19 protein-coding genes are annotated in these 26,851 nt (G+C 49.3%); 13 read left to right on the forward strand and 6 right to left on the reverse strand.

Annotation, left to right across the window (positions count from 1 at the left end):
* Positions 1-66 precede the first annotated feature (66 nt).
* Positions 67-1,944: an alpha-amylase family glycosyl hydrolase gene (locus C8R14_RS04890; protein ID WP_011633811.1), complete on the forward strand. Its 1,878-nt coding sequence runs from the start codon at positions 67-69 to the stop codon at positions 1,942-1,944.
* Between the two features lie 158 nt (positions 1,945-2,102).
* Positions 2,103-2,324 carry a hypothetical protein gene (locus C8R14_RS04895; RefSeq protein ID WP_041353434.1) on the forward strand — a complete coding sequence of 74 codons (222 nt, stop codon included), beginning with the start codon at positions 2,103-2,105 and terminating at the stop codon, positions 2,322-2,324.
* A gap of 55 nt (positions 2,325-2,379) precedes the next feature.
* Here C8R14_RS04895 and C8R14_RS04900 read toward each other — a convergent pair whose 3' ends face one another.
* From C8R14_RS04900 to C8R14_RS04910, 3 genes are all read right to left on the reverse strand, one after another.
* Positions 2,380-4,473: a TonB-dependent hemoglobin/transferrin/lactoferrin family receptor gene (locus tag C8R14_RS04900; RefSeq protein WP_011633813.1), complete on the reverse strand. Its 2,094-nt coding sequence runs from the start codon at positions 4,471-4,473 to the stop codon at positions 2,380-2,382.
* Positions 4,474-4,569: 96 nt separating this feature from the next.
* Positions 4,570-6,291: a CbiX/SirB N-terminal domain-containing protein gene (locus tag C8R14_RS04905; protein WP_011633814.1), complete on the reverse strand. Its 1,722-nt coding sequence runs from the start codon at positions 6,289-6,291 to the stop codon at positions 4,570-4,572.
* 72 nt (positions 6,292-6,363) lie between these two features.
* Entirely contained in the window at positions 6,364-7,665 is a 1,302-nt protein-coding gene (locus C8R14_RS04910; protein ID WP_011633815.1) for a DUF2325 domain-containing protein, read from the reverse strand.
* Positions 7,666-7,879: 214 nt separating this feature from the next.
* On the opposite strand from C8R14_RS04910, the gene C8R14_RS04920 reads away from it, so the two are divergent.
* The 7 genes from C8R14_RS04920 to C8R14_RS04950 all read left to right on the forward strand — a co-directional run bounded on the left by C8R14_RS04920 (position 7,880) and on the right by C8R14_RS04950 (position 19,946).
* A complete protein-coding gene (locus tag C8R14_RS04920) occupies positions 7,880-9,121 on the forward strand; it encodes a sialidase family protein (RefSeq protein ID WP_011633816.1) in 1,242 nt (413 codons plus the stop codon).
* A gap of 119 nt (positions 9,122-9,240) precedes the next feature.
* Positions 9,241-11,730 carry a TonB-dependent receptor gene (locus tag C8R14_RS04925; protein WP_011633817.1) on the forward strand — a complete coding sequence of 830 codons (2,490 nt, stop codon included), beginning with the start codon at positions 9,241-9,243 and terminating at the stop codon, positions 11,728-11,730.
* Positions 11,731-12,044: 314 nt separating this feature from the next.
* Positions 12,045-14,174 (forward strand): TonB-dependent receptor family protein, encoded by a 2,130-nt coding sequence (locus tag C8R14_RS04930; RefSeq protein WP_011633818.1) that lies wholly within the window; start codon positions 12,045-12,047, stop codon positions 14,172-14,174.
* A 65-nt stretch (positions 14,175-14,239) separates the two neighbouring features.
* On the forward strand, positions 14,240-15,478 hold the full coding sequence (locus C8R14_RS04935) for a sialidase family protein (RefSeq protein WP_011633819.1): 1,239 nt from the start codon (positions 14,240-14,242) through the stop codon (positions 15,476-15,478).
* Positions 15,478-15,978, forward strand: coding sequence for a thioredoxin domain-containing protein (locus C8R14_RS04940; RefSeq protein WP_041353436.1), 501 nt, complete (start codon positions 15,478-15,480; stop codon positions 15,976-15,978). The genes C8R14_RS04935 and C8R14_RS04940 overlap by 1 nt, the downstream gene beginning before the upstream one ends.
* Before the next feature lie 145 nt (positions 15,979-16,123).
* On the forward strand, positions 16,124-18,679 hold the full coding sequence (locus C8R14_RS04945; RefSeq protein ID WP_258332525.1) for a 3-hydroxyacyl-CoA dehydrogenase/enoyl-CoA hydratase family protein: 2,556 nt from the start codon (positions 16,124-16,126) through the stop codon (positions 18,677-18,679).
* Between the two features lie 64 nt (positions 18,680-18,743).
* On the forward strand, positions 18,744-19,946 hold the full coding sequence (locus tag C8R14_RS04950) for an acetyl-CoA C-acyltransferase (RefSeq protein ID WP_011633822.1): 1,203 nt from the start codon (positions 18,744-18,746) through the stop codon (positions 19,944-19,946).
* Between the two features lie 53 nt (positions 19,947-19,999).
* Here the strand turns inward: C8R14_RS04950 and C8R14_RS04955 are convergent, their stop codons facing one another.
* The 3 genes from C8R14_RS04955 to C8R14_RS04965 form a co-directional block, all read right to left on the reverse strand.
* Positions 20,000-20,338, reverse strand: a complete 339-nt coding sequence (locus C8R14_RS04955) for an MliC family protein (RefSeq protein WP_011633823.1) — start codon at positions 20,336-20,338, stop codon at positions 20,000-20,002.
* 48 nt (positions 20,339-20,386) lie between these two features.
* Complete coding sequence (locus C8R14_RS13470) at positions 20,387-20,554, reverse strand: hypothetical protein (RefSeq protein ID WP_166484973.1); 168 nt, start codon at positions 20,552-20,554, stop codon at positions 20,387-20,389.
* Between the two features lie 357 nt (positions 20,555-20,911).
* Positions 20,912-21,097, reverse strand: a complete 186-nt coding sequence (locus C8R14_RS04965) for a hypothetical protein (RefSeq protein ID WP_181413694.1) — start codon at positions 21,095-21,097, stop codon at positions 20,912-20,914.
* 342 nt (positions 21,098-21,439) lie between these two features.
* Here C8R14_RS04965 and C8R14_RS04970 point away from each other — a divergent pair, with 342 nt between their 5' ends.
* The 4 genes from C8R14_RS04970 to murJ all read left to right on the forward strand — a co-directional run bounded on the left by C8R14_RS04970 (position 21,440) and on the right by murJ (position 26,762).
* Positions 21,440-23,839, forward strand: coding sequence for a DNA internalization-related competence protein ComEC/Rec2 (locus tag C8R14_RS04970; protein ID WP_011633825.1), 2,400 nt, complete (start codon positions 21,440-21,442; stop codon positions 23,837-23,839).
* A gap of 196 nt (positions 23,840-24,035) precedes the next feature.
* The gene (flhD, locus tag C8R14_RS04975; RefSeq protein WP_011633826.1) at positions 24,036-24,353 is read left to right on the forward strand and encodes a flagellar transcriptional regulator FlhD; all 318 of its coding nucleotides are present in this window, start codon (positions 24,036-24,038) and stop codon (positions 24,351-24,353) included.
* Between the two features lie 26 nt (positions 24,354-24,379).
* On the forward strand, positions 24,380-24,955 hold the full coding sequence (flhC, locus tag C8R14_RS04980; RefSeq protein ID WP_011633827.1) for a flagellar transcriptional regulator FlhC: 576 nt from the start codon (positions 24,380-24,382) through the stop codon (positions 24,953-24,955).
* A gap of 277 nt (positions 24,956-25,232) precedes the next feature.
* The gene (murJ, locus tag C8R14_RS04985; protein ID WP_011633828.1) at positions 25,233-26,762 is read left to right on the forward strand and encodes a murein biosynthesis integral membrane protein MurJ; all 1,530 of its coding nucleotides are present in this window, start codon (positions 25,233-25,235) and stop codon (positions 26,760-26,762) included.
* Positions 26,763-26,851: the final 89 nt, after the last annotated feature.

Here is a 26,851-nt window from a genome sequence, read left to right on the forward strand (position 1 = left end):
TGTCGGATAAACAATTGATAATTGCGTGGTGGTTCGATTGATTGATCTTTATGGAGATTTGCTCTTATGGCTAGCAACTTGCTTCCTCTCAGCATTCTGGGTGCCGTCGAGACCAATGGCACGGTGAGTTTCGGATTCTGGCTACCTTGGGTGTCGGCTGTCGACGGTAATGCAGTCACGGTCAAGATTATTCACGAGCACGATCAGTTTTTGCAGGAGATTCCGCCACGGGAATTCCCCATGGCCCATAGCGTGCGCTCGCCTTACGGCGACTTTTGGTCGGCGACTGTGCCGATTGTCGGGACGACACCGGCAAATCCCGGATCGGCCTGGGGTACGGCTGGACGGTATGTCTATCGCTATCAGATCAACAATCCGAATGTCGGCATCCTCGACTGGATCATCGATCCGTGCGCGCGGGAGTTTGGCGTTGGTAAGCTTTCAGCGTTTACGCTCGGTTATCAACCGTATAACTGGAGTGTAGCCGAGGCAAATTGGCGCACGCCGGAGCTCTCTAATCTGATAATTTATGAAATTAACATCGCGGAGCTTGGCGGCGACCTGGAGCGCACGCGCGATCTCATGGTCTATCTTAGCGATCTCGGCGTGAACGCTATCGAAATCATGCCGTTGTCAAACGTTGCCATGTCGGTCGATTGGGGATATCTCCCCATCGGCTATTTCGGCGTTGATGAACGATTCGGTAAGCGCTCTGACTTCCAGAAACTCGTTGATATTGCTCATCAGCAAGGCATCGCCGTCATTGTCGACGTCGTATATGGTCATACCGGAGTCGATTTTCCCTACTACGACGCTTACAATCGCCTGCAGTATCACGAAAACCCTTTTATGGGACCTTTCGCCAAAGATTATTTCAGCAGCTTTGGAAAGAGCACGAACTTTGGGAGCCCATTCACACGCGACTATTTTTTCACGGTTAACCATCATTGGCTCGAGGTTTATCACATCGACGGGCTGCGCTACGATTGCGTGCCGAATTACTGGGATGGGCCATTCGGTGTGGGATATGCAAACCTTGTCTATGAGACTTACCAACTCACCAAAAACAAGATTGCGCAAAATCAGCGCTATTGGAATCGTTTCAACGCGGGTGCAGGCACGTCGCTCAGGCTCATTCAATATGCCGAGCAATTAGAAGGGCCAGAGGAGGTGCTGCGCACAACTTACTCCAACAGCACCTGGCAGAATCATACCTTCGACGCTGCCAAGGCGGTGGCACGTGGCGACCAGAGGCGACTGGCTGACTGGGGTTTATCGCTCGGTTTACTTGGTTACCCGGAGCAAGAGAACACCAATGGAGACGTGATTACTAAAACTGCGTTGCAATACATTGAGAATCACGATCACGAGCGCTTCATTTGTAATTTCGGTTTGATGAATCCGGACGAGGCCGGTAATCCGCTTTTTCTCAAGGGCGACCGCAGTCACTGGTACATGCTCCAGCCCTATCTCATCGCCATGCTGATGAGTAAAGGCGTACCGATGTTGTGGCAAGGTGAGGAATTTGGTGAAAGCTATTTTTTGCCCGATTTCGGCGCAGGGCGTGTGGGGCTTTTGCGCTCGCTGCGGTGGGATTATTTCTACGACAGCCCGGGTCAGCAGTTGGTGCAACTGGTAAGAAAGCTGTTACGTATCCGGCGCGATCGGTCGCAGATCCGTCGCGGCAATTATTTTTTCTTTAATGATTGGGACCGCTATCTTTCAAAGCGTGTCTTGCTGTTCGCACGTTACAGCAACGCACAATACACACTTGTTGCGATTAACATCGGCGATATTGATCAGTCGGTACCTTTCTGGTTTCCCATCGGCGGTGACTACAATGAAGAACTTCATGGCGGTGATCTGGGGCTCAAAGGAATTACACCTCTTCAACAAACTTGGCTCAAGGTTCCTTACCATTATGGTCGGATTTGGACGGTGTAGGAGTCGCAAGGGTATTTATTGTTGGATAAATAAAAATTTGATAAGAGGGTTCCATGTTCCCGCTACTCTTGATTTTGATGGTCGCCAGCATACCTAAATGAGTCATTATGTTGAGCACAGGCGTCTTTTGTGGTTCGTTTATAACCCTAATCAAGACTATGCTTAAAAGTGCACATGCATTGTATAGAGCGAGGCGTGTTGTCAAAAATAGCGGGCAGAATAAGTTGCTCAGTGATTATCAGGGTAAAGTTCTACGGATGATGAACATCACCAGTCAGTGTGGTTTTGAGCTGCAATATCAAGGGCTGGAAATGCTTTATCGCCACTATCGGGAAGATAAGCCGGAATCACCGGCCAGTGATATTGAACAGCTGCTGTAACCTGCCACACAATTCAGATTCAAGTCCCTACATGAACAAAGCTGGATAGCACGAATCAGAATTGATATGAAACAGCCAGTTTGTAGTTGCGTCCCGGATCTTTCAACACGTTGAGGTGACGGCGATAATCCTTGTCAGTCAGATTGTCGATTCCAAAATCAAAACGTAACCCTTTAGCCGGGCCGTTTTGTGGCAGCCAGGTTAATGTTAGATCATGCAGTGTATAGCCAGGTGTCGGGGTTCCACCTGTTGGTACACGATGTTGTGCACTGACAATACTGCTGCGCCAGCCCAGGGAAAGATCATGAGTTGGCCAATTTAACCCGGCCATTACAATCCATTTATCTGGCTGAACATTGGACAATACCCCGCCACTCGTCCGGTTGTGACCCCGGGTCTGAGCGTAGGAGAAGCCGGTGTAGCTATATTTCGCCGCATAGCTGGTCTCTATTTCGAATCCTTTCAGCAGGGCATCATGTACATTGTCACTGGTTGTGGTGCCGCCTCTGCCTGGGTTGCCAGGAACCGGGCGAAAGACAAAATCAACCATCAGATCAACGAAATTTTTAACCTTATTATGGAAATAAGTTCCGCGCATCGTCAGTTGATCGTTTTCAAACAGCAGATTCGATTTTTGTATGCGTGCGCCAATTTCCTTATTGAAGGCAGTTTCCGGTTTAAGATCGGGATTGGGGGTAAACAGATTGGAACACCTTGGTCCACAAGTGAAATGTGTACCGGTCGTAAACAGTTCGCCTAGTGTCGGTGCGCGAAATGCTTCGCTGTAGCCACCAGTGATTGAGAACCATTCAGTTACCTTAAGCAGTCCACCAAGCTTGAAATTGACGCGATCATTTTGATTGGAGCTGACGGATATGCCATCTGCCTTACTGCTGAAATAATCCCAACGTATACCAGGAATGAGTGACAATCGTTCCCACAACGTGATTTCATCCTGCAAATACAGGCCAACGACATCTGCTTCGCCCCGGGGGAATTCCGGTCGTGTGGCGCCATTGCGTTTGCCTTTAGCTTCATTATGAAAATAATCAACGCCATAGGTAATTAATTGGGTTGTAAAACTGTTCAGCTCAAGGCGCGAGCTGTTGCGTGCATTGATGCCGGTCGTGGAGAAATCAGTTTCATCGCGCCGCCGGTCAAATAACCGTTTCTCGAGACTGTAGGTAGTATTGTGGTAGACCAGTACTTCAGGATTGAGCCAGGCATTATCCACATTTTCATAACGATAGCGCAGTGTATAGTTGCGCTGCTCGGTATCCCGATCTACCAGTGTGTTGGCCGTAGAAGCGGCTTGCGGGTTGGAAGGTACTTTACCGGCCTGATCGAACGTTTGTGCAGAAAATGTGAAGCGATGATCGCCTGGTGTCCAGTTAAATTTGGCCAGACTGGCATAGGATTCAAAGCGGGAGTTTTGTAGTTTGGAGCCGTCGCCGTGACGGATATCGTCGGCTGCATTACGGTAGGAAAAATCAAGCAGATAATCGAATTGTTCTCCAACCAGCCCGTAAGCACTGATGCCGGGAATATATTGCTCGTTCATGCTCTGGAATCCCCCTCGAACTTTCATGCCGAAACGCTCACCGGAACGCAGCAGATCGGTTGCATCCAGCGTGGTTAAGGAGATAACGCCACCGAGCGCGCCACTGCCCCATACGGTGGAAGCCGGCCCGCGCATGACATCCACGCGCTTGAGCAGACTAGGGTCGGTAAAGATGCGGGCATTGTGACCACGGTTGAAATCCTGTCTGGCACCATCCAGCAGGAACAGGATGCGATCATCCCCCATGCCGCGCATGACCGGACTAAGGCCCAGATTGCGCGGCCCACCACCCAGTTCAACGTTAGGCAGGTAACGGAGGACATCTCCTATATCAGCTGCTTGCCGGGTCCGTATCTGCTCGGTATCGACCACACTGACTGATTCGGGCACTTCGCTTACCTTTCGACTGGTGCGGGTAGCGGTAACGGTGATTTCCTTCAAGTCAGCGGAAGCCAGCCTACTTTCAGATTTTGTGCCAGCTGATGTTGTCTGTGCATGAACAGCATTAGAAAGCATCGATACAGCCATGATGATTGCAAAATAAAAAATGTTGAGTGCGGCTGGATAATGCTTGCATCTCGGTGACATAAAAATACTTCCTCCAGAAATGAGTAATTTCTGGCTGGCTGGCGTAGTGCTGGCTGGCTGGCTGGAACAGCGGTTTTTGTTGCCACGGTAATGTTTTTAGTTATTGATGGCTTCCTCGTGCTGCTTTATTCCTTGTTGAATTTGTTCATCGACCCATTGCGTGAACAAGGGGTGAGGCGCAAAACCTTCTCCCAGTTCGAATTTGAGTCCCTCCAGGAATTTTTTTTCTGGACCAGTACTGGTTGTGCGTGCGGGGATGACGATGGCTGTGCCCCCTTGTTTGTTGGCTTCGGTTACCATGGCTCTTGTTTTTTTAACCCAGGGCGCACGTTTTTTTGGCCAATCTTCGCGCCAGGTGGCAACCTTGAATGCTTTGAAATTTTCACCGCCATTGCTGCGTATTTGATGGGTGATGTTTTCCAGATTTTGCAACCATTTATCGTTGTGCTGATCATCCTGCGCGCCGTGCGCAGTCAGAATGACAGTTTCTTTAGATGGATCCTTGGAGAGCGCAAGTACACGATCAAACAGTGCTTTTGCAAATAGGGGGCTATCCTCATAACCGCCTGTCCAGATGGCCGGTAAGGATGTCAGGATCCTGGGAACGGGTTTGCTGGATTCTCCATGTCCGTGCTTGCCATGTCCATTCTGTGTTTTGCTGTTGGCTATAGCTTGCTTGGTTTCAGGATCCTCGATATCCATCCCGACCAGGTGTGCGATTTCCTTACGGAATGAATTTTTGGTTGCGAAGGCACTGACGATAATTGCTGCTTTGGCGCCGCGCTGCTCCAGCTTGTGCAGTGCATGTTCGATTGTAAGAGGATCCGCCATGGAAAAGGCAAATTCGATTTTGTAGCGATCCATCAGGGGGTGTACTGCTGTACGCAGATTCTCATTCCAATGAAAATCAGAACCATGAGCAAACAGGATAACGCCGGTATCTTCTGCTGCCAGGGGCAGATGACGATTAGCTTCCCGCTTCATCCACATCGTCAGTTGCTGTGGTTCGATTCCAAAGTTATTGAGTACTGCATTCTGAGGTAGCAGCTGTTTCAGTCGTGCGTCGAGCGACATCATGCTGTCATGTTTGGGGCCCAGAGCAAACAAGATAACCTGGTTCTTGCTATTTTTAATGGCCGGAAGAGATGTCAGTACGTTGGAAAGTTTTCGTTTTATACTATTCATGTAGCCTTCCGGAGATTCGTTTTCTGATCTTTCCGGAAGGATCAGGGCATTGATCGAACGAAAATTGATTCCTGCTGATGCCTGTTTGATAATTCGCATCCAGTCGTTATACATCGCACGTCTGTCCTTATCATTTTGTGCGCCAAAACCTACTACAAGTAGGTTTTGACGGGCCGTATGTTCCATGGTGCGCAACCAGGCGGCGAGCGCCTCAACTGCGAAATAACTTTCACCATAAGGTTGCGCAAAAATAGTGGGGGCAATTTTATTTTTCTGCGTGATCAGCTGATAAATGAGTTGATAATGCGGTTCTGCTGCAGAAATAAACAAAGGCAATACCACAATACGGCTGACATTGCGGCTATGCAGGCTGGCCAATGCAGATTGCAGGGTTTGCTGGGTACGCTCGTCAGTAACGAATACCAGTGCTGCCGGATGATTGACGGAGAAAGGTAAGAATGCTTCGCGGATCTCCTCGTTGCCCACAAAGCCTCGATCGGCTGTAATCACCAAAAAACCGGTTTGATCTGTCGATTCTGTATTGGTCGCATACGCCTCGCCGGTACTTGGCAGAACAAATACCAATAAATAAAGCGACATAACAGTTTTTACTGTTCTAATTCCAAAAGACATGCTTTCTCCGTGTTGTGTTATGAATCGAAAAATAAGAAGAGCAAAAACTGACCAGCAGATAACGTTCAGCACCTACGCCGTGGTTTCGGGTAGCAAGCTAGATAAATTATTGATGCTGGCTTCGCCTGCTGCAATTTTTGCTAATGCCGTGGCGAAGCTGGAAATGCCTGTTCCCTTGAACAATAAACAAGGCTTGCGCCCCAGGCGGCAAAGTCTTTTGATCTGATAGTAGGCAGCATGGCTGACGCAATCAGTCGGGCAAATCACCGCTGTGGCGCCGTATACCATTTCCGGTAAGCGGGATAACGCATCTTCCTGTCCGCCGTCATGATGTGACAATTTGAAGCCAAACTGTCTGGCAAGTACGCGGTAGTGTGGTAGTTGTGCCGATCGACCGCCCACGCACAGAATGCAGTCGTAAGAAGCAGTGGGGGCATCAACTATATCGGCTGACTCTTTATCCATGGTATGAGTGGCACTAAAAGCCAGCAGCAGATTCTCCAGTGTATCTCGCTCGGTATGGAGGGTATCCCGTTCGCGATAAAGTTCAGTCAGATTGTGGCAGGCTTTTTTGAGTGATCGCTTGAGTTCATCAGCTTGAGCGACCTTGATTTGCAGTTGCTCGTTTTCTGTTGTCAGCAGCATCAGGCGCTGCCCCATACTGATCATGGTGTAGCCGGATTCCAGCATTTTCAGGCGCTGACGCAGGGTGTCATCTTCCCGTCGGGATTGCTGTAATTGCCGAATTTCTACAGTCGCCTGTTCCAGCCGCTGGCGTAAGCGCAATTCGGTCTGCGCGTGTTTTCCCTTGGTCAGCTCCAGTTGCTCGGTCAGCTCCTTCAGTGTCTGCTCTGTTTGACTTACCCGATTCTGCATAGCCGAAAGCTTGGCGACTGCTTCATGCATGTGCATATGAACCGTATCGTGAATTTCCTCCCTGGTTTCAGAACTGATGCGCTTGTGGGTAAGTGCTGCCCACAGAGGCCCGGCTACTTTCCCGTTGGAAAAGTGTGTTCTCCAAAGTGTCAATACCTCGTTGTCAGTTTTGGCTGCCTCGAATTGTTTGATATAGCTCCGATGCAATCTGTCCAGACGCTTATGAATCGTTTCTGATACGGCATTTCTGGATGTTGCGCAGCAAACCGCCTCGACATGTAGAGCATGTGCGTTATTTGTTGGAGCATTAAAGTGAAAATGTCTGGCAAAGCATTCAAGATCTGAAGGAGGAAGGCAAAGGCCGATAACAGGGCAGTGATGGGTTCTGTCCAGCTCCCAGAGTTTCATGCGTTTTACAGGAGGCGTATGGATGTCGATTGTTTTTTCAGGTAATAAGCTATTGATTCCCGACTGTCGCAGAATTGCTGGTGCATGCATGCGGTATCTCCTTGTGGTGAAAATATCGATCTGAATCAAATTAGACAATATGAAATAAGAATGATACTAATTATCATTGGCATCATCAACAATTACATTGTAATCGATCGGATATACCTCGCGATCAGGGCTTTATTTACACATCAAGATGCGACAATTTGTCGCATTTTCATTCTTTTTTGAATCAGTTATTCTCTGATTTTTGATGTAAATCATGAAGAAGTTAATGTTTTCTCTCCCTGCACTGGCTGGATTATTTTTCACACTTGTTCCCACGGTTACGGTCGCAACTGGGCTAAGTGCCAGTAGCTCAACACAGCAACCGCTTGCAGTGCCTGCCTCAAAATCCTCCAGATCTGCACTTGGGGTAGGGGTAATGCTGGATCAGGAAGGGCGGTTATGGTTGGCAAAAGTAGCTAATCAACACTTGCTGGTTTCCAGGTCAGAAGATGACGGAAAGCATTTTTCTGAGCCTGTGACCGTTACTCTTGCACCGGAAAACATAGCCAACGATGGTGAAAATCGCCCCAAGATTCAGGTTGTAAGTGATGGTACGGTGCTTGTCACCTGGACACAGCTACTAACAGAAAAATATGCCGGAAATATAAAGTTCTCCCGTTCAACCGATTTAGGCCGGACTTTCTCAGAGCCGGTCATTCTGAACGATGATGGTCGTATGACCAGTCACCGTTTCGATTCCCTTGCCATTGATGGCAAGGGAAGAGTAGTAGTGGCCTGGCTGGATGCAAGAGACCGTGATACAGCGCGGGGAAAAAATGAAGAGTTCAAGGGTGTTTCACTCTATAGCAGTCAATCATTCGACAATGGTGCGCACTTCGAGCCCAATCGGCAGATTCACCAGCATACCTGTGAGTGTTGCCGGACTGCTCTTACCTGGACCAGTGAGGGGCCAGTTGTGCTGCTGCGGAATATTTTTAGCGCCAACACCCGTGATTTCGCCGTGGTTAATCTGGACAAGACGGAAGAGGGGGCAAGAAGAGTTACCCATGATGAATGGCAGATCGATGCCTGTCCACATAACGGCGGCAGTCTTGCGACAGACAGCAAAGGGCAATTGCATCTGACCTGGTTTACCAATGGTACAGCCGGCTCAGGCCAGTTCTATAAACGGATCAGTGGCAACCTTGAGTCGAAACCCATGGCGCTGGGGGATATAGATGCCCAGCCCAACCACGCCGCAGTGGTAGCACATGGTGAAACCATCCTCCTCACCTGGCGTGAATTTGACGGGAACGTCTATTCCGCAAAAATGATGTTTTCAAATAATGGTGGCGAGACGTGGAGTGAGCCATGGCGCCTGATGTTATCTGCTGGTGCAAACGATTATCCGCTGCCACTAATTAGCAATGATAAAGCCTTGGTTGTATGGAATACCGACAATGAAGGGCTGCGAATTCTACCCGTTGAAAGAGTAATTAATCGATCCGGCAGCTGAAAGCCATCTTCAAAACAACAATAAACAGCAGACAACTTATGACATGTATCACAAATTAGTGATACGGCATCAGGCATTGCTGCAAATTTAATCACAAATCTGAAAGGATGGCTCAAACCATGAAGCAATTTCCTCTGACATTGATCGGCCTGTTTTGTGCAGTATCAAGTTACGCTGCTCCGGGTGATGGTTCACCTGGAAAGCAAGCTCAGAGTGAGAGTAACAGGGAGTATGCGGGAGAGCAATTGGCGCAAGTGGCTGAATCAGGCAGTAATGCAGGTGCTGATAAGGAAAAAGGGAAGAAGAAAAAGGCAGGTGAGATTGCCCCACAAAACAGAACAGTTTTCAGGGAAATGGTGGTGACAGGCGAGATAGAGCGAGATTCGCGCTTTACTTCACCTTCAATGCGTGTAACTCGGACGCAGGTCGAGCAGCAGAATGCGCAAACTACGGAAGAAGTACTCAAATACATGCCCAGCCTGCAAATACGTCAGCGTTATGTGGGTGATCCGAATGGTGTGCTGGGGATCCGCGGGGCAGATATGTTTTCAACTGCGCGCAGCATGGTTTATGCCGATGGTCTACCGCTGCACAACTTTCTGCAGGCTTCTTTCAATGGTGCACCACGCTGGTCGCTGGTCGGGCCGAACGAGATCGATTCGGTTGATATTGTTTATGGTCCTTTCTCGGCCGAGTACAGTGGCAACTCGATAGGGGGAGTCGCCAATATTAGAACACGTATGCCGAACAAGCAGGAGTTTTACTTTGAAGGCAGCTTGTTCATTCAGCCTTACGAAAATTACGGATCGGATAAGGGAACATTTATCGGTGATCGGCAGTATATTTCCTACGGTAACCGGATACAGGACAAATTTACGGTGTTTTTGGCCTATAACCGGCTGGAAGCCCAGGGTCATCCGCAGTCCTATTTTATCGACAACACCGGATTGTTCAACGTCCCCGGAGGGACACCGGTGACGGGGGGTATCAGGACGCCGGATACGCGTGGCACGCCCAGTATCATTTACGGTGATACCGGCCCCGAGAAAGTGAATACTCACTTGTTCAAGGGGAAATTCGGATATGACATTACTTCTGACTTGCAAGCGCTGTTTACCGTGGCGTATGAAGAACGTACGCGCAACCAGAACCATCCCAATAACTATCTGCATACAGCAAACGGTAATTATTTCTGGGGAGGAAGTTCACCTGTCTGTAACTCAGTTGTCACCTGTTCAAATCCGGGCAATGCTTCCCTGGATGGCACCCGTTTCGACGTGGTGCGAAATGGTTTTGGCAGTAGCCGCGACAAACGCGAGACATTGAATCTGGGTTTGTCGCTGCGCGGTGCGCTAACGCCTGGCTGGGATGTCGATACCACGCTCAGCTATTTCGATGTGTTAAAGGATATTCGTGCGGCTGCATTTTTCAATCATGCTGATCCAGGCAATACCGGTGCCGGGCAATTGCAGGATTTTCGTAAATTCAACTGGTGGAATTACGATCTCAAGCTGAGTACACCGATGTTGCTGGGTTACGACAAACTGTCGTTCCTGACCGGATACCATTTTGACCAGTACAACCTTAGTTTCCGGCAATATAGCCTGACCAATTATGATGATCTGACCCGGGGTGCGTTGCAGACTAATCGCAACAATGATGGTCGCACATCGACCCATGCGATCTTTGCACAATCGATGTTCCGTTTCCTGCCGGACTGGGATATTACGGCTGGTGTGCGGCAGGAATGGTGGGAAGCAAGCAAAGGAGTCGCTTCCAACGTGGTGGTGCCGGATCGTACCGAGACAGCCACTTCTCCCAAGGTTTCACTGGGATATGAACCCCGGCAGTGGAAATTCCGCTATTCCTTCGGACGCGCGCACCGCTTCCCGGTGATTGCGGAGCTTTTCCAGTCACTCGGTACACCTACCAGTATTCTGACTGCAAACGCTCTACTCAAACCTGAAAATGGCGTGCACCATAACTTTATGGTGGAGTACGGGCTGCCGAAGGGTTATGCCCGTATTAACGTATTCCGGGATGACATCAAGGATGCCATCCGCCAGATCACTTCCGCCTCAGGAGTACTTACAACCAGTGCATTCCAGAATATCGGCGAAGTTGGCACAACCGGAGTGGAGCTGATCTTCGAACAGAGAAATATTCTCGGTACACGATTTGATTTCATGTTCAACGGAACCTGGATGAATTCAAAAGTGGAAGAGGGGCCAGTTGTGAAATTTACCGAATCAACCGGTGTGTCTGCCAACTACAGCTTGACCGGAAAACAGGTTATTCGCCTGCCGCATTGGCGAGCCAACTTTTTCGGCACTTATCATGTGACGGATGCCTGGGACGTTTCCTTATCTGGCCGCTATACCAGCGATTCATATAACGACCCTGATAACAGAGATCATGTGAACAAGGTATTTGGTTCCCAGAGTGATTTTTTCTTCATGGATTTCAAAACCAGTTACCGGTACCGGTTCAATAACGGGTTGAAAAGCCGGTTTTCGTTCGGCATCAGCAACCTCAACAATGACAAGGCATGGGTATACCACCCCTATCCGCAACGTACTTATCTGCTTGAGGCAGCGTTTAGTTATTGAGCCCAAATAATCCGCTCGCCGTTATTCGGCGTCCTGATGGATTATTGGGATTGAAGTTACGGGTAATCAAGATATATGTCATCTGGTAAAAACCCTGTTGCCAGCTACGTCTCCAGGCCATGTTTAGCTCGGGGTGCGACAATTTGTCGCATTGAGATGCCTTTCTGGCCGGCTTATGATTGAGGCGCTCAGTATGGGTCATCCTATAAGGGAGCTTCTAAAATGGGTTCCCGGTTGAATTTTACGCTTCATTCCGCACAACCAGATTTTTAGGGGTATCCATCAGTTTTAAAGCTTTCAAAACAGGGAAAAATATGAAAGGCAGAAAAATCAAACAAAAACAAAAATGGGGATTGGGAGTCGAAAAAATCGGTTACGGCAAGTCTCTAATGCCATTGACGGTTGCGGTAACCGGGGTGCTGGCAGCTGTTGCACCCATCTGGGTACAGGCGCAAAGTACGGATGAATCGATACAACTGAAAACAATCCAGGTGATAGCACCAGAGATAGAGCCAGCGATCACGGTACAGAGCTTGCCAGAAGCAAAACGTGCCATGCGCCGGGTGCCGGGTGGCGCCAATGTGGTTGATAGCGAAACGTATGCCACGGGCCGTGCTTCAACAGTGCAGGATGCGCTGGGGTATTCGCCTGGCGTATTTGTCCAGTCTCGTGCCGGTGCTGAAGAGTCCCGCCTGTCGATTCGTGGCTCAGGTATACAACGCACATTCCATTTGCGCGGCATCAAGATTTTGCAGGATGGTTCACGGCTGAATCTGGCCGATGGCGGGGCGGATTTTCAGGCAATCGAGCCCTTGGCTACCCGCTATATTGAAGTGTTCCGGGGAGGTAATGCACTGCAGTATGGATCAACCATGTTGGGAGGCGCGATCAATTTCGTTACGCCGACTGGTTACGATGCGGAGCGTTTCCGCGCGCGGGGGGAGGCGGGTAGTTTTGGTTATAACCGCCTGATGGCTTCTTCTGGTGGCGTGCATGGTTCGCTGGATTATTTTGCCAGTGTTTCCCGTTACAGTCAGGATAGTTTTCGTGATTGGGCTGCTACCGATAACTGGCGTATGTTCAGTAATGCGGGATACCGTATCACCCCCGATCTGGAAACACGTTTTTACTTGACCTATGTTAAATCCGACTCGCAACTGCCAGGCAATCTGACCAAAGCGCAATTAAAATCTGATCCCAGGCAGGCGAATGCGTTTAGTCTGTTTGGACGACAAAAACGTGACATTGATCTTATCCGGGTGGCTAACCGTACCGTACTCAAACTGGGGAACAGCCAGCAACTGGAATTTTCCGGATTCTACTCACACAAGAATCTGTGGCATCCCATTTACCAGGTGCTATCCCAACCCACCAATGATTATGGCGTGGGATTACGCTATATCAATGAAATGCCGATTGCGAGTTATCGTAACCGTTTTGTGCTGGGTTTCGAACCGAGCTGGGGCAATGTCATGGATAACCGTTTCAAGAATGATGGCGGTAATGCGGGTGCGCGCACTGCCAAATTTGATCAACATGCCAGCAGCTATGTTGTTTATGGAGAAAATCAGTTTTATTTGCTGCCGGAACTGTCGTTGATTGCTGGCGCACAATATACTTACACGACACGCAAACAAAAGGATCTGTTCATGGCCGGCGGGGTGGATCAGAGTAAGAGCAAAAACTATCAGCGCTTCACTCCCAAGGCGGGGCTAATTTATGAATTGAATCCAGATGTGCAATTTTTCAGTAATGTTAGCACCAGTTTTGAGCCACCCAGTTTTGCCGAGTTGACCAGCGGACCAGTTCAGGCACCGACATTTGCTAAAGCGCAGCGTGCCATTACGTTTGAGGTAGGCAGCCGGGGCCGGTTATTTAATATGGCTGAGTGGGATGTGGCACTGTACCGTGCGCATGTGCGCAATGAATTGCTTGCGCTGGTGGATCCTGCTACCAGCTCCCCAATAGGTACGGCCAACGCAGATAAGACCGTGCATCAGGGGATTGAACTAGGTTTGGATGTGGAACTGGCAAAAATGCTTTACCTGCGCCAGATGTATATGTTCAGCGATTTCAAATTTGATAAGGATGCCGTTTTCGGCAATAACCAGCTGGCCGGTATTCCGCGTCATTTCTATAAAGCCGAGCTGACCTATCGCCACGCTGACGGTTACTATATTGGTCCGAATGTGGAATGGTCGCCGCAGAAGTATTACGTGGATCATGCCAATACGCTCTCGGCTGATTCCTACGCACTGCTGGGCTTTAAAATTGGCAAACGGAGCAAAAGCGGATTCTCCTGGTTTGCCGAGGCACGCAATCTGACCGATCGCAAGTATGCCGCTACTACGGGCGTAGTGGAGAATGCAAGAGGTATCGATCAGGCCCAATTCCTGCCGGGAGACGGGCGCTCCTTCTTTGCCGGTCTGGAATATCGAATGTAGCATATTCATTCTTCCTGCTGGCCAGTTCGGCTGGCAGGTTGGTATTTAACTTAAATGGAGTGAAAATGTCGATTAAACATCTCATTACAGCAATCTTTATGGCTGTAATTTCTGCAGCAATTCCTTTTACTGAGGCGGCAGAACATGCCCATGACGCCAAGGCAGCAAAACCCAAGCATGATATGAACAAAATGTGGGCAGAAATGCGTACTCGGGCAGTTGGCATGGCTGTTTCCGTGGCGGCCGATGAAAAGGGAGTATTGTGGCTGGCACGTATGCAGGATGGCCATCTCAAAGTGAGCCGCTCTGAAGATAATGGCAAGCATTTTTCCGAAGAGGTGACTGTCAATCCACAACCAGAAGCAATTCTGGCGGAAGGGCAGAATCGACCTAAGATCGCGGCACGTAACGGCGTCATTGTCGTCACCTGGGTGCAGGCATTACCAAAGGTGTTTTCCGGCAATGTCCGTTTTGCTCGTTCAGTGGATGAGGGCAAGACTTTTTCAGCGCCGGTGACAGTCAATGATGATCACGAAGAAACCAGCCATGGTTTCAGTACATTGACACTGGATGATCGTGGCCATGTAACAGTGGCCTGGTTTGATGGACGTGAGCGCGATGCAGCCGTCAAATCCGGGCAGGAATATATTGGCAGTACCGTTTATTACGCAGTGTCAGAGGATGGAGGGGCGAGTTTTTCTGCAAATCGTAAACTGGCAGATCATGCGTGCGAGTGCTGCCGGATCAGCATGACACTGGGGGTTAATGATACCCCGTTTGTTTTCTGGCGTCATATCTTCGATGGCAGCATGCGCGACTTTGCACTGGCGCGATTGGGTGCACAACCCAGGGTAGTTCGGGCCAGTGAGGATGGCTGGGAAATTAATGCCTGTCCGCATCATGGGGGGGATATTGCGGCAGATGCAGTGGGTGACATTCATCTGGCATGGTTTACCGGTAATTCGGAGCATCCTGGATTATTCTATCGGCGTATTGATGGTGAAAAAATGACTACAACTACCCCCCATGCATTTGGTGATCTCGACTTTCAGCCAGGTCATCCCGTTGTATTTGCGCATGATAAACAAGTGTTTCTGGCCTGGCGCGAATTTGATGGTGACAATTACCGGATGATGACCTCTGTTTCGGCAGATCGGGGCGATACCTGGTCAACAGCGCGCATCGTGGCAACAACCAGTGGTGCAGCAGATTTACCGATATTTGTAACAGATGCGCACAAACCGCTTGTTGTCTGGAACAGTACGCAAGACGGGATACGTCTTTTTGATGTGGGAGGTGATTAATGATGCGTCGCTTACTATGTATATTGCTGCTGGTAGTGGCAGGTGCTGCTTCGGCAGCGGATAACTTGCGTCCCTTTGTGTCCGGCAGCATGGCGCAAATTCAGGAAGAGTATGCTGGCAAGCCTTTTGTGATGTTTCTCTGGTCGCTGACCTGTACCTACTGTCCAACCGAACTGGAAATGCTTGGAAAATTCAAGTGGCAGCATCCAGAGCTGAATCTGGTGTTGATTGCAACGGATACACCGGAGGATAGGCCGGAAATCGTTTCTCATCTTGCCGGCTACGGATTAAGTGAGATTGAGAGTAACTGGGTATTTGCTGAAGATATGCCTGAACGTTTGCGTTTCGAGATTGACCGCCGCTGGTATGGTGAAGTGCCGCGTACCTATTTTTATGATCAAGCACATGAACGCCTGGTCAAGACCGGTCTGGTCGGTGAGGCATTTGTCAAGAAATGGCTGACGCTTGTCAGCATGAATACACCATCGACAGGCAAGTAATCCATACCCGTACTTTTCCGATCAGATCTATGTATAGCTGATCTGCAGCCGGTTTTCGTTCTTTTTAGTTGGGCAGCTTGCTCTTTAGGGCTCATGCTTGTAATCTTTTTTATCAGGCCCAATCCTGCTCTAGTTGCGGCAGGTGGTGTCTGGCCTGAAATTTGACCATGCGGGAGGTGTCTTGAGCAATCCATTCATTGTTAGAAAGGCTGCAGTACTGGGGGCGGGAGTTATGGGTGCTCAAATTGCAGCACATCTGGTTAATGCCAACATAGAGACATTACTGTTCGAATTGTCGGCCGAATCGGGCAATCCCGATGCCAATGTACTGAAGGCGATCAACAGACTGAATAAACAGGACCCTTCTCCCCTATCGGTAATTGACCGGGCAAGCTGTATTGAACCCGCCAATTACGAGCAACATCTGGAAAAGCTGGGTGAGTGCGATCTTGTGATCGAAGCGATTACCGAACGGCTGGAGCTGAAGTCGGAGTTGTACGAAAAAGTTGCACCCTATCTGAATAATCAGGCCATTCTGGCCAGTAATACTTCTGGTCTTTCCATCAACCAACTGGCTGCAGCCGTTCCCGAGGCCCTGCGACCGCGCTTTTGCGGCATTCATTTCTTTAATCCACCCCGTTACATGTATCTGGTGGAATTGATCCCAGGAAAACAGAGTGATCAAGGCGTACTTGATGCACTGGAAAGTTTCCTGGTGACCAGTCTGGGTAAAGGTGTTATCCACGCCAAGGATACGCCCAACTTTGTTGCCAACCGGGTAGGGGTCTTTTCCATGCTGGCGACCATGCATCATGCCCGGCAATTCGGTTTGAATTTTAGTCTGGTGGATAAGCTGACTGGTAGGTTGATCGGGCGGCCGAAAAGTGCAACCTTTCGTACTGCTGATCTGGTCGGACTGGATGTGCTAACGCATGTCGTACAAACCATGCAGAACAGCCTGACAGAGGATCCCTGGCATGCGCATTACGCTGTTCCCGACTGGTTGCAAAGACTGGTTAATCAGGGCGCACTCGGACAGAAGAGTGGCAAGGGGGTTTATCAGAAGCAGGGCAAGGAAATCCATGTGTTGAATCCGGATACGGATACGTATCAACTGGCGCAGAACGAAGTTGACAGCGAAATCGAAGCACTGTTGAAACAGAAAGATCCTGTAGCCCGGTTTGTGGCGTTGCACGATCATCCCCATCCGCAGGCCCGATTTCTGTGGGCGATTCATCGTGATCTGTTCCATTATTGTGCCGTCCATTTGGAATCAATTGCCCATAATGCACGTGACCTTGACCTGGCGATACGCTGGGGATTTGGCTGGCAACGGGGCCCTTTCGAGATTTGGCAGGCAGCGGGATGGAATACGCTTGCTGGTTGGATAGCAGCGGATATTGCTGCTGGCAAAGCCATGGCTGCAACGCCGCTGCCAGCTTGGGTGCAGGTGGTTGGACAGAGTGCTGCTCAGGGAGTACACGCACAGGAGGGCTCCTATGCGCCGGTGGCGAACAATTTGCAGCCACGTTCGCAGTTGCCGGTGTACCGGCGTCAGCTATTCCCGGACAGGCTGGTTGGCGAGGAAAGGGTCTATGGTGAAACAATTCTGGAAACAGACGCACTGCGCATGTGGCATACCGGAGATCAGATTGCCATCGTCAGTTTCAAAACCAAGAAGCATACTATTGATAATCTGGTTCTACAGGGGATGCAACAGGTTATCACTGAAGCCGAGCGTCATTTTCGCGCATTGGTAATCTGGCAGACCGAACCGCCATTCTCACTAGGTGCCAATCTGCAAAAGGCGGCAGAAAAACCGAAAACAGAAGTATCGCAAGCTCCCTTGGCACCTCCGGCACCACCTTCAGCATTTGATCTATTTATCCGGAAATTCAAAAAGTCTGCACAGTCCACCATTCTGCAAGCAGCCCGCAGCCTGGATATAGCCGACAAGTTAATGGCTGGAAAACTGGCTGAAGTGGAAGTGATGATTGCTCATTTTCAGCAGATTTCGCAGCAGCTTCGCTACAGTATGATACCGACCGTTGCTGCGGTCGATAATATGGCGTTGGGTGGAGGGTGCGAGTTTGTCATGCACTGTGATCGCGCGGTAGCAACACTGGAAACCTACATTGGCCTGGTTGAGGCGGGTGTAGGGCTGCTGCCAGCCGGAGGCGGGTGTAAGGAATTTGCCTTGCGCGCCGCGCGTAATGCGATTGATGGGGACCCTTTCCTTTATCTAAAGCATTATTTTCAGACGGTGGCTATGGCACAACTGGCTAAAAGTGCAGAGCATGCAAAGGCATTGCATTATCTGCAGCCTGCTGATGTAGTTGTCATGAATCGTCTTGAATTACTGCACATTGCCAAGGCGCAGGCGCTTGCGTTGGCAGAGACCGGGTATCGTCCGCCATTGCGTCCGCGTGAAATCGTAGTGGCAGGGGCAACGGGAGCTGCTACGATCAAAAGTAATATGGTCAACTTGCTGGAAGGTGGCTTTATTTCCGAGCATGATTACCTGATTGGCAGCAAGATCGCGCATGTTATGTGTGGCGGTGATATTGTCGCGGGCAGCCGGGTGGATGAAGAGTGGTTGCTGAAGCTTGAGCGTACAGCATTCATTGAGCTGCTGGCGACCGAGAAGACTCAGGATCGCATTGCGCATACGCTGAAAACCGGTAAACCGCTGCGCAACTGAGTGATTTGGAGTTGCGGAAGATGGGCGTGATGAAATAAAAATTCAAGTATTGAAGGAGAAACTGATGACCAGGCAAGTGCAGGAGGCTTATATCGTAGCCGCTACACGCACACCGGTAGGTAAAGCGCCACGGGGCATGTTCAAGGATGCTCGGCCGGACGACATGTTAGTGCATGTGCTGCAGGTAGTGCTGAAACAGTGTGCAGGGCTGGATCCGGCAGCGGTTGAAGATGTTATCGTCGGTTGTGCCATGCCGGAAGCGGAACAGGGGATTAATGTGGCGCGCGTAGCACTGCTGCTGGCTGGTCTGCCGGTTAGCGTGCCGGGTGTAACAATTAATCGGTTTTGCGCTTCCGGCCTGCAGGCGGTTGCCATGGCAGCCGACCGGATTCGGTTAGGTGAAGCGGATGTCATCATTGCTGGCGGCACCGAAAGCATGAGTATGGTGCCGATGATGGGTAACAAAGTGGCGATGAACCCGGCTTTATTTAAGCCAGAGAGTGAACAGGTAGCCATTGCTTATGGCATGGGGATTACTGCCGAAAAGGTGGCGGAACAATGGAAGGTCAGCCGTGAGGCGCAGGATGAATTTGCACTGGAAAGCCATCACCGTGCGATTCGCGCCATCGAACAAGGGGAATTCAGGGATGAAATTTCTCCTTATCCCGTTCATGAAGACCGGCCGGACCTGAATACGCACGAAATCCACGATTTCTCCGTTATCAGGGATACTGACGAGGGACCCCGGGCGAATAGCAGCCCGGAGGCACTCGCCCGGTTACGTCCGGTGTTTGCAGCACGAGGATCTGTCACGGCGGGTAACAGCTCGCAAATGTCGGATGGAGCAGGTGCGGTGGTGGTGGCGAGCGAGGCAGCTTTGCAGCGCTTTAATCTGACACCGATCGGGCGATTTATTGGTTATGCGGTGGCTGGTGTGCCGCCGGAAATCATGGGGATAGGACCCGTCGAGGCGATTCCTAAAGTGCTGAAACAAACCGGCATCAAACAGGATGAACTTGACTGGATTGAGTTGAACGAGGCATTCGCTGCGCAAAGTCTGGCTGTTATCCATGATCTCGGATTGGATCGGGCAAAAGTTAATCCACTGGGTGGGGCCATTGCACTGGGTCATCCACTGGGTGCAACCGGTGCGATTCGCGTGGCAACATTACTGAGCGGATTACGTCGTCACAAACTCAAATATGGCATGGTCACCATGTGCATTGGCGGCGGAATGGGAGCGGCAGGCGTATTTGAAGCGCTATAAACAAAGCATCAGTCCGATAGAGCAAATCGGACTGATTTTGGCGGGCGGCTGATTTATTGGGCAGGTATCTGTAATCTTCCTGTAAAAATTGTTTGATTACTGGTGGAATAAGTCGCCTCGCCCTGATGCTCCCACCACTCATTTTCTCCCGCAACATAACGCGCACCTGATGCAGAAATTGCAAGATTAAGAATCTCCATCCTGCCGTCGGGAAAAGTAAGCGTCACCGTATCATCATCCCGATAAACCGCCCGTACCGCCTGCCCGGAATCTGAAACAAAAATTACCGAGCTGATGACTGCTGCCATGGGGTTGGGAGATGTTAGCGGTGTGCAGGATGTCAGGATCGCAAGTAGCGGGAAGAGGATAAAATATTTTAGAAATCGTTTCATACGATTACCTGGTATTGGGGTTGTTATAAGGATCGGGCTACAAATTTTCTATAACCTGCGTTGTTTATCATATGTAAAAGCTGTTTTTAACCCGGCTAATAGCGCAGGGATGCTGGCTTGGATATTGGCAGCATCGAAATCAGCCAGTCCAAGAGCAATACCAAAGAAAGTAGCAAAAATTCCTGTGGTTGTAAGAATTGTAGGATCGTAGATCAAAATTTTATCGTCGTATCTGATGTGGAAATATAGGATTGGAATTGATATGAACCCAAGAAATAACAGAGTATGGATGGGTAGCGTAGTAAAAAATGACATAGTTTAGAAAAATTTAAAATAGTTTTCTTGGTTAAATAAACTGCTTATTCGGTAGAAACTTTAGATTTCTCTGTTATAACCATTTCAGATAGATCTCGGTGGTTGTTTTATATTAGAACTGTCTTTTAGGAGCAGTACCTACGATTGACTGAACGTGATCTTTTTCATCATACGTAATAGTGATTTGTCTTTTATGTCCTTGCGTTGCTTCTATGGGCGTACCGACAACTTCCCAAAGTCCAAGGGTGGGAACATCCATTACCCCGTGCCCGATGGCCCGTCCAGCACTTGCTTCGTTACCAAGCTCATATTCATAAATATCCTGTCGTTTTCTGTTTTCCAGTGTTGTGTCGTAGTAATGGGGTGCCCAAGATGCAATTCTATTTCTCCACGTGTGGCACCAACCCTGATTGCCCCGAGATTGGAGTCCTGTTTTCTGGACAATGCCATTCCGACTGAGTACCCGGATAAAATAGTTAAGGTGATCACAGTTAAGAATATATTGGTGATCTTTTCATCGATAATCTCCTTCGAGAATTTGGTATTGCTTTTAAACGGCTCTTTTTCTACTGAATTGAGAAAATGAGGAAATAAGAGAGGAATGCTATGTAGTAGATAGTGTTTTGATCGTGAGGTGGAAGTGTTTCTAATGGCGCTTAAAAGTAGATCATGATTTCAGATAATGGCGATACCTGACGTTAACATCACCAATACTTTCACTTTTATTCATTAGGGGTATCTGGCTAACCGGGTTTTCCCGGATGGTCATTCTCTGGTATCAAATCAGTGTTGATCGGAATTTACAGTCTTGCATTTGTGTTCGGGGCCGTTTGGTTGTTGCAGCAGCCGGTTTTGCCCGAAATTTATTGGGCGATTGGGCTGATTCCGATAGTGCTGGCAGCTTTAATTCTTTCCCGACTCCAATTTCGTTTTTCCGTGTTGGTAAGCAGGTTTCTATTGTTTGTTGTTATGCTGGGTGCCGGTTTTTTCTGGACAGCGTTATCGGCGCAGATGAGGCTGGCGGACAGTCTGTCGCATGAATGGGAAGGAAAAGATATTGTGGTTACCGGTGTTGTTCCGGACATGCCGCAGTTTGCCCGGTACAGCATGCGCTTCCGGTTTGATGTGGAGCAAGTGCTGACACCGGATGCGGTAGTACCTGCCCGTATTCAGCTTTCCTGGTATCGGGATAACAAGCGTAAGGGGGTTGCTTTACCGCATATCACAGCAGGAGAGCGTTGGCGGTTAACCGTCCGGTTAAAGCGTCCGCATGGCAGCGCCAACCCGCATGTGCTGGATTATGAAGCCAGATTGCTTGAGCGTAACGTGCGCGCAACAGGTTATGTGCGAGCAGGGCAGGATAACGAGCGGCTTGAAGCATGGAACAGTGATCCGCACTACTTCTTTGAGCGTAAACGTGATGGAATTCGTAGTCATTTTCAGCATTATCTGGCCGAATATCCGTATGCAGGGGTGCTGATCGCGCTGGTGGTGGGTGATCAACGTGCTATTCCGTCGGAGCAGTGGGAGATTTTTACCCGAACCGGCACCAGTCATCTCATGGCAATTTCCGGTTCGCATATTACGCTGGTGGCCGGGCTGGTGTTTTTGCTGGCTTATTGGGTATGGCGTCGTGTTGGTCTTGCATTGTGGTTGCCTGCCCGCAAGTTTGCGCTGATGTGCGGGTTGATCGTTGCCATCGGTTATGCATTACTGGCTGGTTTTGCTGTGCCCGTGAAGCGTGCGTTATTCATGATGATCATCATCGTGGTGGCGTTCTGGGGTAACCAGCGCGTGCGTACACTGCCTGTGTTGGGGTGGGTGTTATTGCTGGTTGTGGTACTTGATCCGTGGTCGGTCATTGCACCAGGTTTCTGGTTGTCGTTTGCAGCAGTGGCGTTAATTTGCCTGGTAGTATCCGGCCGGATTGGTCGATCAAGTGCAGTAACTGGCTGGGTGCGCATACAGTGGGCGATTACGCTTGGTTTATTTCCGCTACTGCTGATCCTGTTTCAGCAGATTTCATTGATATCACCCGTTGCCAATGCGGTGGCGATACCGGTGATTACCCTTGTCATCGTGCCGCTGGCATTACTGGCTACCATTCCCGGGCTGGAATTTCTGCTGCTGGTTGCATATCCCTTTCTGCAAATTACGATGGCTGTGTTGCAGTGGCTGGGGGAGCTTCCTCTAGCCACCTGGCAACAGCATGCACCGCCTTTATGGGCGGTGATTGCAGCGACCATCGGGGTGAAATGGCTACTGCTGCCGGGCGGGCCAGGGCTGGGCGTATCAGCTGGTTTTCCTGCAAGATGGCTGGGTATACTGGCAGGATTGCCATTATTTCTAGTTTTTCCTGAAAAACCAGCTGCGGGAGAGCTCTGGCTAACTGTGCTGGATGTGGGGCAGGGGTTATCTGTAGTGTTACGTACTCGCAACCATACTCTACTTTACGATACCGGGCCAAAATATGGTGACAGTGATAGCGGGAAGTATGTGATTTTGCCATTCCTGCGTGGAGAGGGTATTCAGACGCTGGATAGGATGATCGTTTCCCACGCGGATTCGGATCACAGTGGCGGGGCATTGTCGATATTGACGAGCGTAAAAACCGGAACGTTGCTGGCATCAATTGCGGCTGATCATCCGATACGGCAAGCTGTTCCTGATAATCGCTATTGTCTTGCAGGAGATTCGTGGTGGTGGGACGGAGTACATTTCGAAATCTTGCATCCGCTGGAACCGGAGTTTTTGCTACAGAAACGCAAGACCAATGAATCGAGTTGTGTACTCAAAGTAACAACGCCACATGGCAGTGTATTGTTGCCGGGAGATATTGGCCAGAAAACTGAGGCGAGTCTACTGCAATATGCTGGTACTTCGCTTGCTTCCAGCGTGTTGATTGTGCCGCATCATGGCAGCCGATCTTCATCTTCAGAAGCTTTTGTACGACAAGTTGATCCTGGCTATGCTATTTTTGCAGTGGGTTACCGAAGCCGGTTCGGGCACCCGCATCCGGAAATAATAGAGCGCTATCAGGCGCAAGACAGCCAGCTACAGCGCAGTGATCATGATGGAGCGGTATTGTTGCGTTTTGTCCGGGGCACTATAAAAGTTGATACCTGGAGAAAGCTTAATCGCCGTTTCTGGCATGACAAGTGGTCTGCAGCAGATGAGGCAGACTGAGCATCATCCCTCGTAACAAGCGCCTGAAATTTACTACCCCTAGTTTGTAGGAAAAATTCCTACAAATTTTCAAGCCGAATTCCTACGGTTGATATGGTAACAGCCCGCTTTCCCCAATTTGCTCCCTGGTTAAAAATGCTTACATCATTTTTGAGAACAACCCGGTTTAATTTGTATATTAGAAGGAGCAGTAAAAATGGGGACAAATCAGATTTTAGACGAAATCAGGGAAGTCAATCTCAGTTATTTGCTGCTGGCTCAACAAATGCTGCGTGAAGACAGGGTTGCTGCAATGTACCGTTTAGGTATTGACGAGGATATAGCGGATATTCTGATCAAGCTGACTAACAGCCAGTTATTGAAAATGGCTGGATCCAACATGCTGTTGTGCCGGTTCCGTTTTGATGACAGCCTGATTGCAGAAATACTTACAAGTCATAAACAGGATCGCGCACTGACACAATCCCACGCTGCAATACTCATGGCAGGGCAACCTGCTGAAAAAATTTCCTGAGCACCCGTATAGAGGAGGAAGTAATCATGAAAGTGAAAAGTATTTTATCCGAAGGTAAACAGATTCAGCTTGCCACTGAATTGGTCCGGCTGGGTGCAAGGCTGCAAGTGCTCGAAGTATCTACCACACTCAGTCGCGAACGACTTGTGAAGCTGTATAAGGAAGTTAAAGGTGTTTCTCCTCCCAAAGGTATGCTTCCCTATTCCGAGGACTGGTTTACAGGTTGGCAGCCTAACATGCATTCATCATTATTCATCAATATTTACAATTACATTACCCAGTACACGAATGTTCGGGACATTGATGCCATTATCAAGAGCTATCAGCTGTATCTGGAACATATCGAGGTTAACCACCTGCAGTGTATATTGAGTTTCACACGCGCATGGACATTGGTGCGTTTTGTGGAGAGTAAGGTGCTTTCTGTTACATCCTGCGTTAAATGTACCGGGAATTTCCTGGTTCACAGCCTGGATATTCAATCCAACCATGTATGCGGGCTTTGTCATGTTCCTTCACGTGCTGGTAAAACTAAGCGAGCAGCTGCGCAGAAGGCCAAAGAGGCTCAGGAAGTTGAGATCAGAGAAGCGTGTGCGGTCTGATATCTTTTTACAGCGTTTTCTGATCCGGTTTCATTGATTTTCCACAAATAGTCAGCACTTGGTTTCCCTGAATGGAGCCAGGTGCTTTACTTCAAGATCAGTCCTGAAAAAATAGCAGAGCTTCTCTAACGATCCTTCATTCACGGTGTCAGTAAATTTCTGGTACCTCCGCATAAAATCCGGGATAATCGGCTAAAGTTAATCTTGCCTGGCCACCTGGAATCATTTCCGAAACTCAGATTCTCTAGCACTACCAATCCTGGAAACATTCTGACAATTGAACCTGCTTAAAGCACTTGCCACTGTCAGTGGTATGACATTGGTTTCGCGTATCCTCGGTTTTGTACGAGATCTGATCATTGCAAGGATATTTGGCGCAGGGATAGCGACTGATGCTTTCTTCGTAGCTTTTCGCATTCCAAATCTGCTCAGGCGCTTGTTTGCGGAAGGCGCTTTCTCCCAGGCATTTGTCCCTGTTCTGGCGGAGTACAAGAATAACCGCACCAATGAACAGACCCGTGAACTCATTGATCACGTAGCCACTTTGCTCGGCGCGGCATTGTTTGTAGTGACATTGCTGGGTATTCTGGCGGCACCGCTGATCATTTATATCAGCGCCCCGGGATTTGCAGCAGTGCCGGATAAATTTGCACTGACAGTCGAACTGCTTCGGGTTACCTTTCCTTATATTTTGTTTATTTCGCTGGTGGCATTGGCAGGCGGTATCCTGAATACCTACAGCCATTTTTCTGTGCCCGCTTTGACGCCGGTTTTGCTGAATCTTTCCTTTATCGGTTGTGCATTGTGGCTTGCGCCGCTGATGGATCCTCCTGTGCTGGCACTGGCCTGGGCGGTATTCATCGGTGGTATTTTGCAGCTGGCTTTTCAGATACCCTTTCTGCTGCGCTTGAAAAGAATGCCACGATTGCGTTTCAGGTTTCGTAACAGCGGGGCATGGCGTGTGCTTAAACTTATGGGGCCGGCAGTATTTGGTGTTTCCATTGGGCAAATCAGCCTGTTAATCAATACCATTTTTGCATCATTGCTGATAACCGGGAGTGTTTCATGGCTGTACTATGCTGATCGGCTGATGGAGTTTCCGGCAGGCATGCTGGGTGTGGCATTGGGTACCGTTATTTTGCCTTCATTATCACGTCACTATACGGAGAATAGCTCGGAGGAATTTTCCCGTCTGCTGGACTGGGGGCTGCGTCTAACTTTTTTATTAACGCTGCCAGCCGCTGTAGCACTGGCGTTGCTTGCCATACCCCTTATAACGACATTGTTTTACTATGGTGCCTTCTCCATGGAGGATGTCTGGATGACCCGGGAAGCGCTGATCGCCTACAGCATTGGTTTGCTCGGATTGATATTGGTAAAAGTGTTGGCGCCAGGTTTTTATGCCCGGCAGAATATCAGAACTCCAGTCAAGATCGCGATTTTGACGCTTGTTGCTACACAGCTCATGAATCTTGCGTTCATTATTCCACTAAAACATGCCGGGCTCGCGCTGGCGATTGGCTTGGGTGCATGTCTTAATGCGGGCGTACTTTATTCCAAATTGCGTTCCTACGGCATTTATCAGCCTTTACCTGGATGGGGATTATTTATACTCAAAATTCTGATTGCCTTGATCGTGATGAGTGTGGGGTTATGGCTGACAGCGGGGAGTAATACCGAGTGGTTTGTGCTTACAGCAACTGAGCGAGTGGTGAAACTGGGGCTAATGGTAGTGCAGGGTGGCATCAGCTATTTTGCGTGTCTATGGATATTAGGATTTCGATTACATGATTTCTCGCGGCAATAACCCAATGTATCGCTGACATACCCTGTTTTATTTGTAGGGGTGGTGTTTCAATGGGCATCCCCTCTATGGGATGCGTAAGAAGCAGATGC

Origin of the sequence: Nitrosomonas eutropha (genome assembly GCF_003201195.1) — a bacterium.
Taxonomy (GTDB): domain Bacteria; phylum Pseudomonadota; class Gammaproteobacteria; order Burkholderiales; family Nitrosomonadaceae; genus Nitrosomonas; species Nitrosomonas eutropha.

Coding starts and splice junctions, on each gene's coding strand:
- flhC (WP_011633827.1), top strand. CDS start 24,380: ATGAAAGTGAAAAGTATTTTATCCGAAGGTAAACAGATTCAGCTTGCC.
- C8R14_RS04935 (WP_011633819.1), top strand. CDS start 14,240: ATGTCGATTAAACATCTCATTACAGCAATCTTTATGGCTGTAATTTCT.
- flhD (WP_011633826.1), top strand. CDS start 24,036: ATGGGGACAAATCAGATTTTAGACGAAATCAGGGAAGTCAATCTCAGT.
- C8R14_RS04910 (WP_011633815.1), bottom strand. CDS start 7,665: ATGCATGCACCAGCAATTCTGCGACAGTCGGGAATCAATAGCTTATTA.
- C8R14_RS04890 (WP_011633811.1), top strand. CDS start 67: ATGGCTAGCAACTTGCTTCCTCTCAGCATTCTGGGTGCCGTCGAGACC.
- C8R14_RS04940 (WP_041353436.1), top strand. CDS start 15,478: ATGATGCGTCGCTTACTATGTATATTGCTGCTGGTAGTGGCAGGTGCT.
- C8R14_RS04955 (WP_011633823.1), bottom strand. CDS start 20,338: ATGAAACGATTTCTAAAATATTTTATCCTCTTCCCGCTACTTGCGATC.
- C8R14_RS04925 (WP_011633817.1), top strand. CDS start 9,241: ATGAAGCAATTTCCTCTGACATTGATCGGCCTGTTTTGTGCAGTATCA.
- C8R14_RS04905 (WP_011633814.1), bottom strand. CDS start 6,291: ATGTCTTTTGGAATTAGAACAGTAAAAACTGTTATGTCGCTTTATTTA.
- C8R14_RS04895 (WP_041353434.1), top strand. CDS start 2,103: ATGCTTAAAAGTGCACATGCATTGTATAGAGCGAGGCGTGTTGTCAAA.
- C8R14_RS04920 (WP_011633816.1), top strand. CDS start 7,880: ATGAAGAAGTTAATGTTTTCTCTCCCTGCACTGGCTGGATTATTTTTC.
- C8R14_RS04950 (WP_011633822.1), top strand. CDS start 18,744: ATGACCAGGCAAGTGCAGGAGGCTTATATCGTAGCCGCTACACGCACA.
- C8R14_RS04900 (WP_011633813.1), bottom strand. CDS start 4,473: ATGTCACCGAGATGCAAGCATTATCCAGCCGCACTCAACATTTTTTAT.
- C8R14_RS04930 (WP_011633818.1), top strand. CDS start 12,045: ATGAAAGGCAGAAAAATCAAACAAAAACAAAAATGGGGATTGGGAGTC.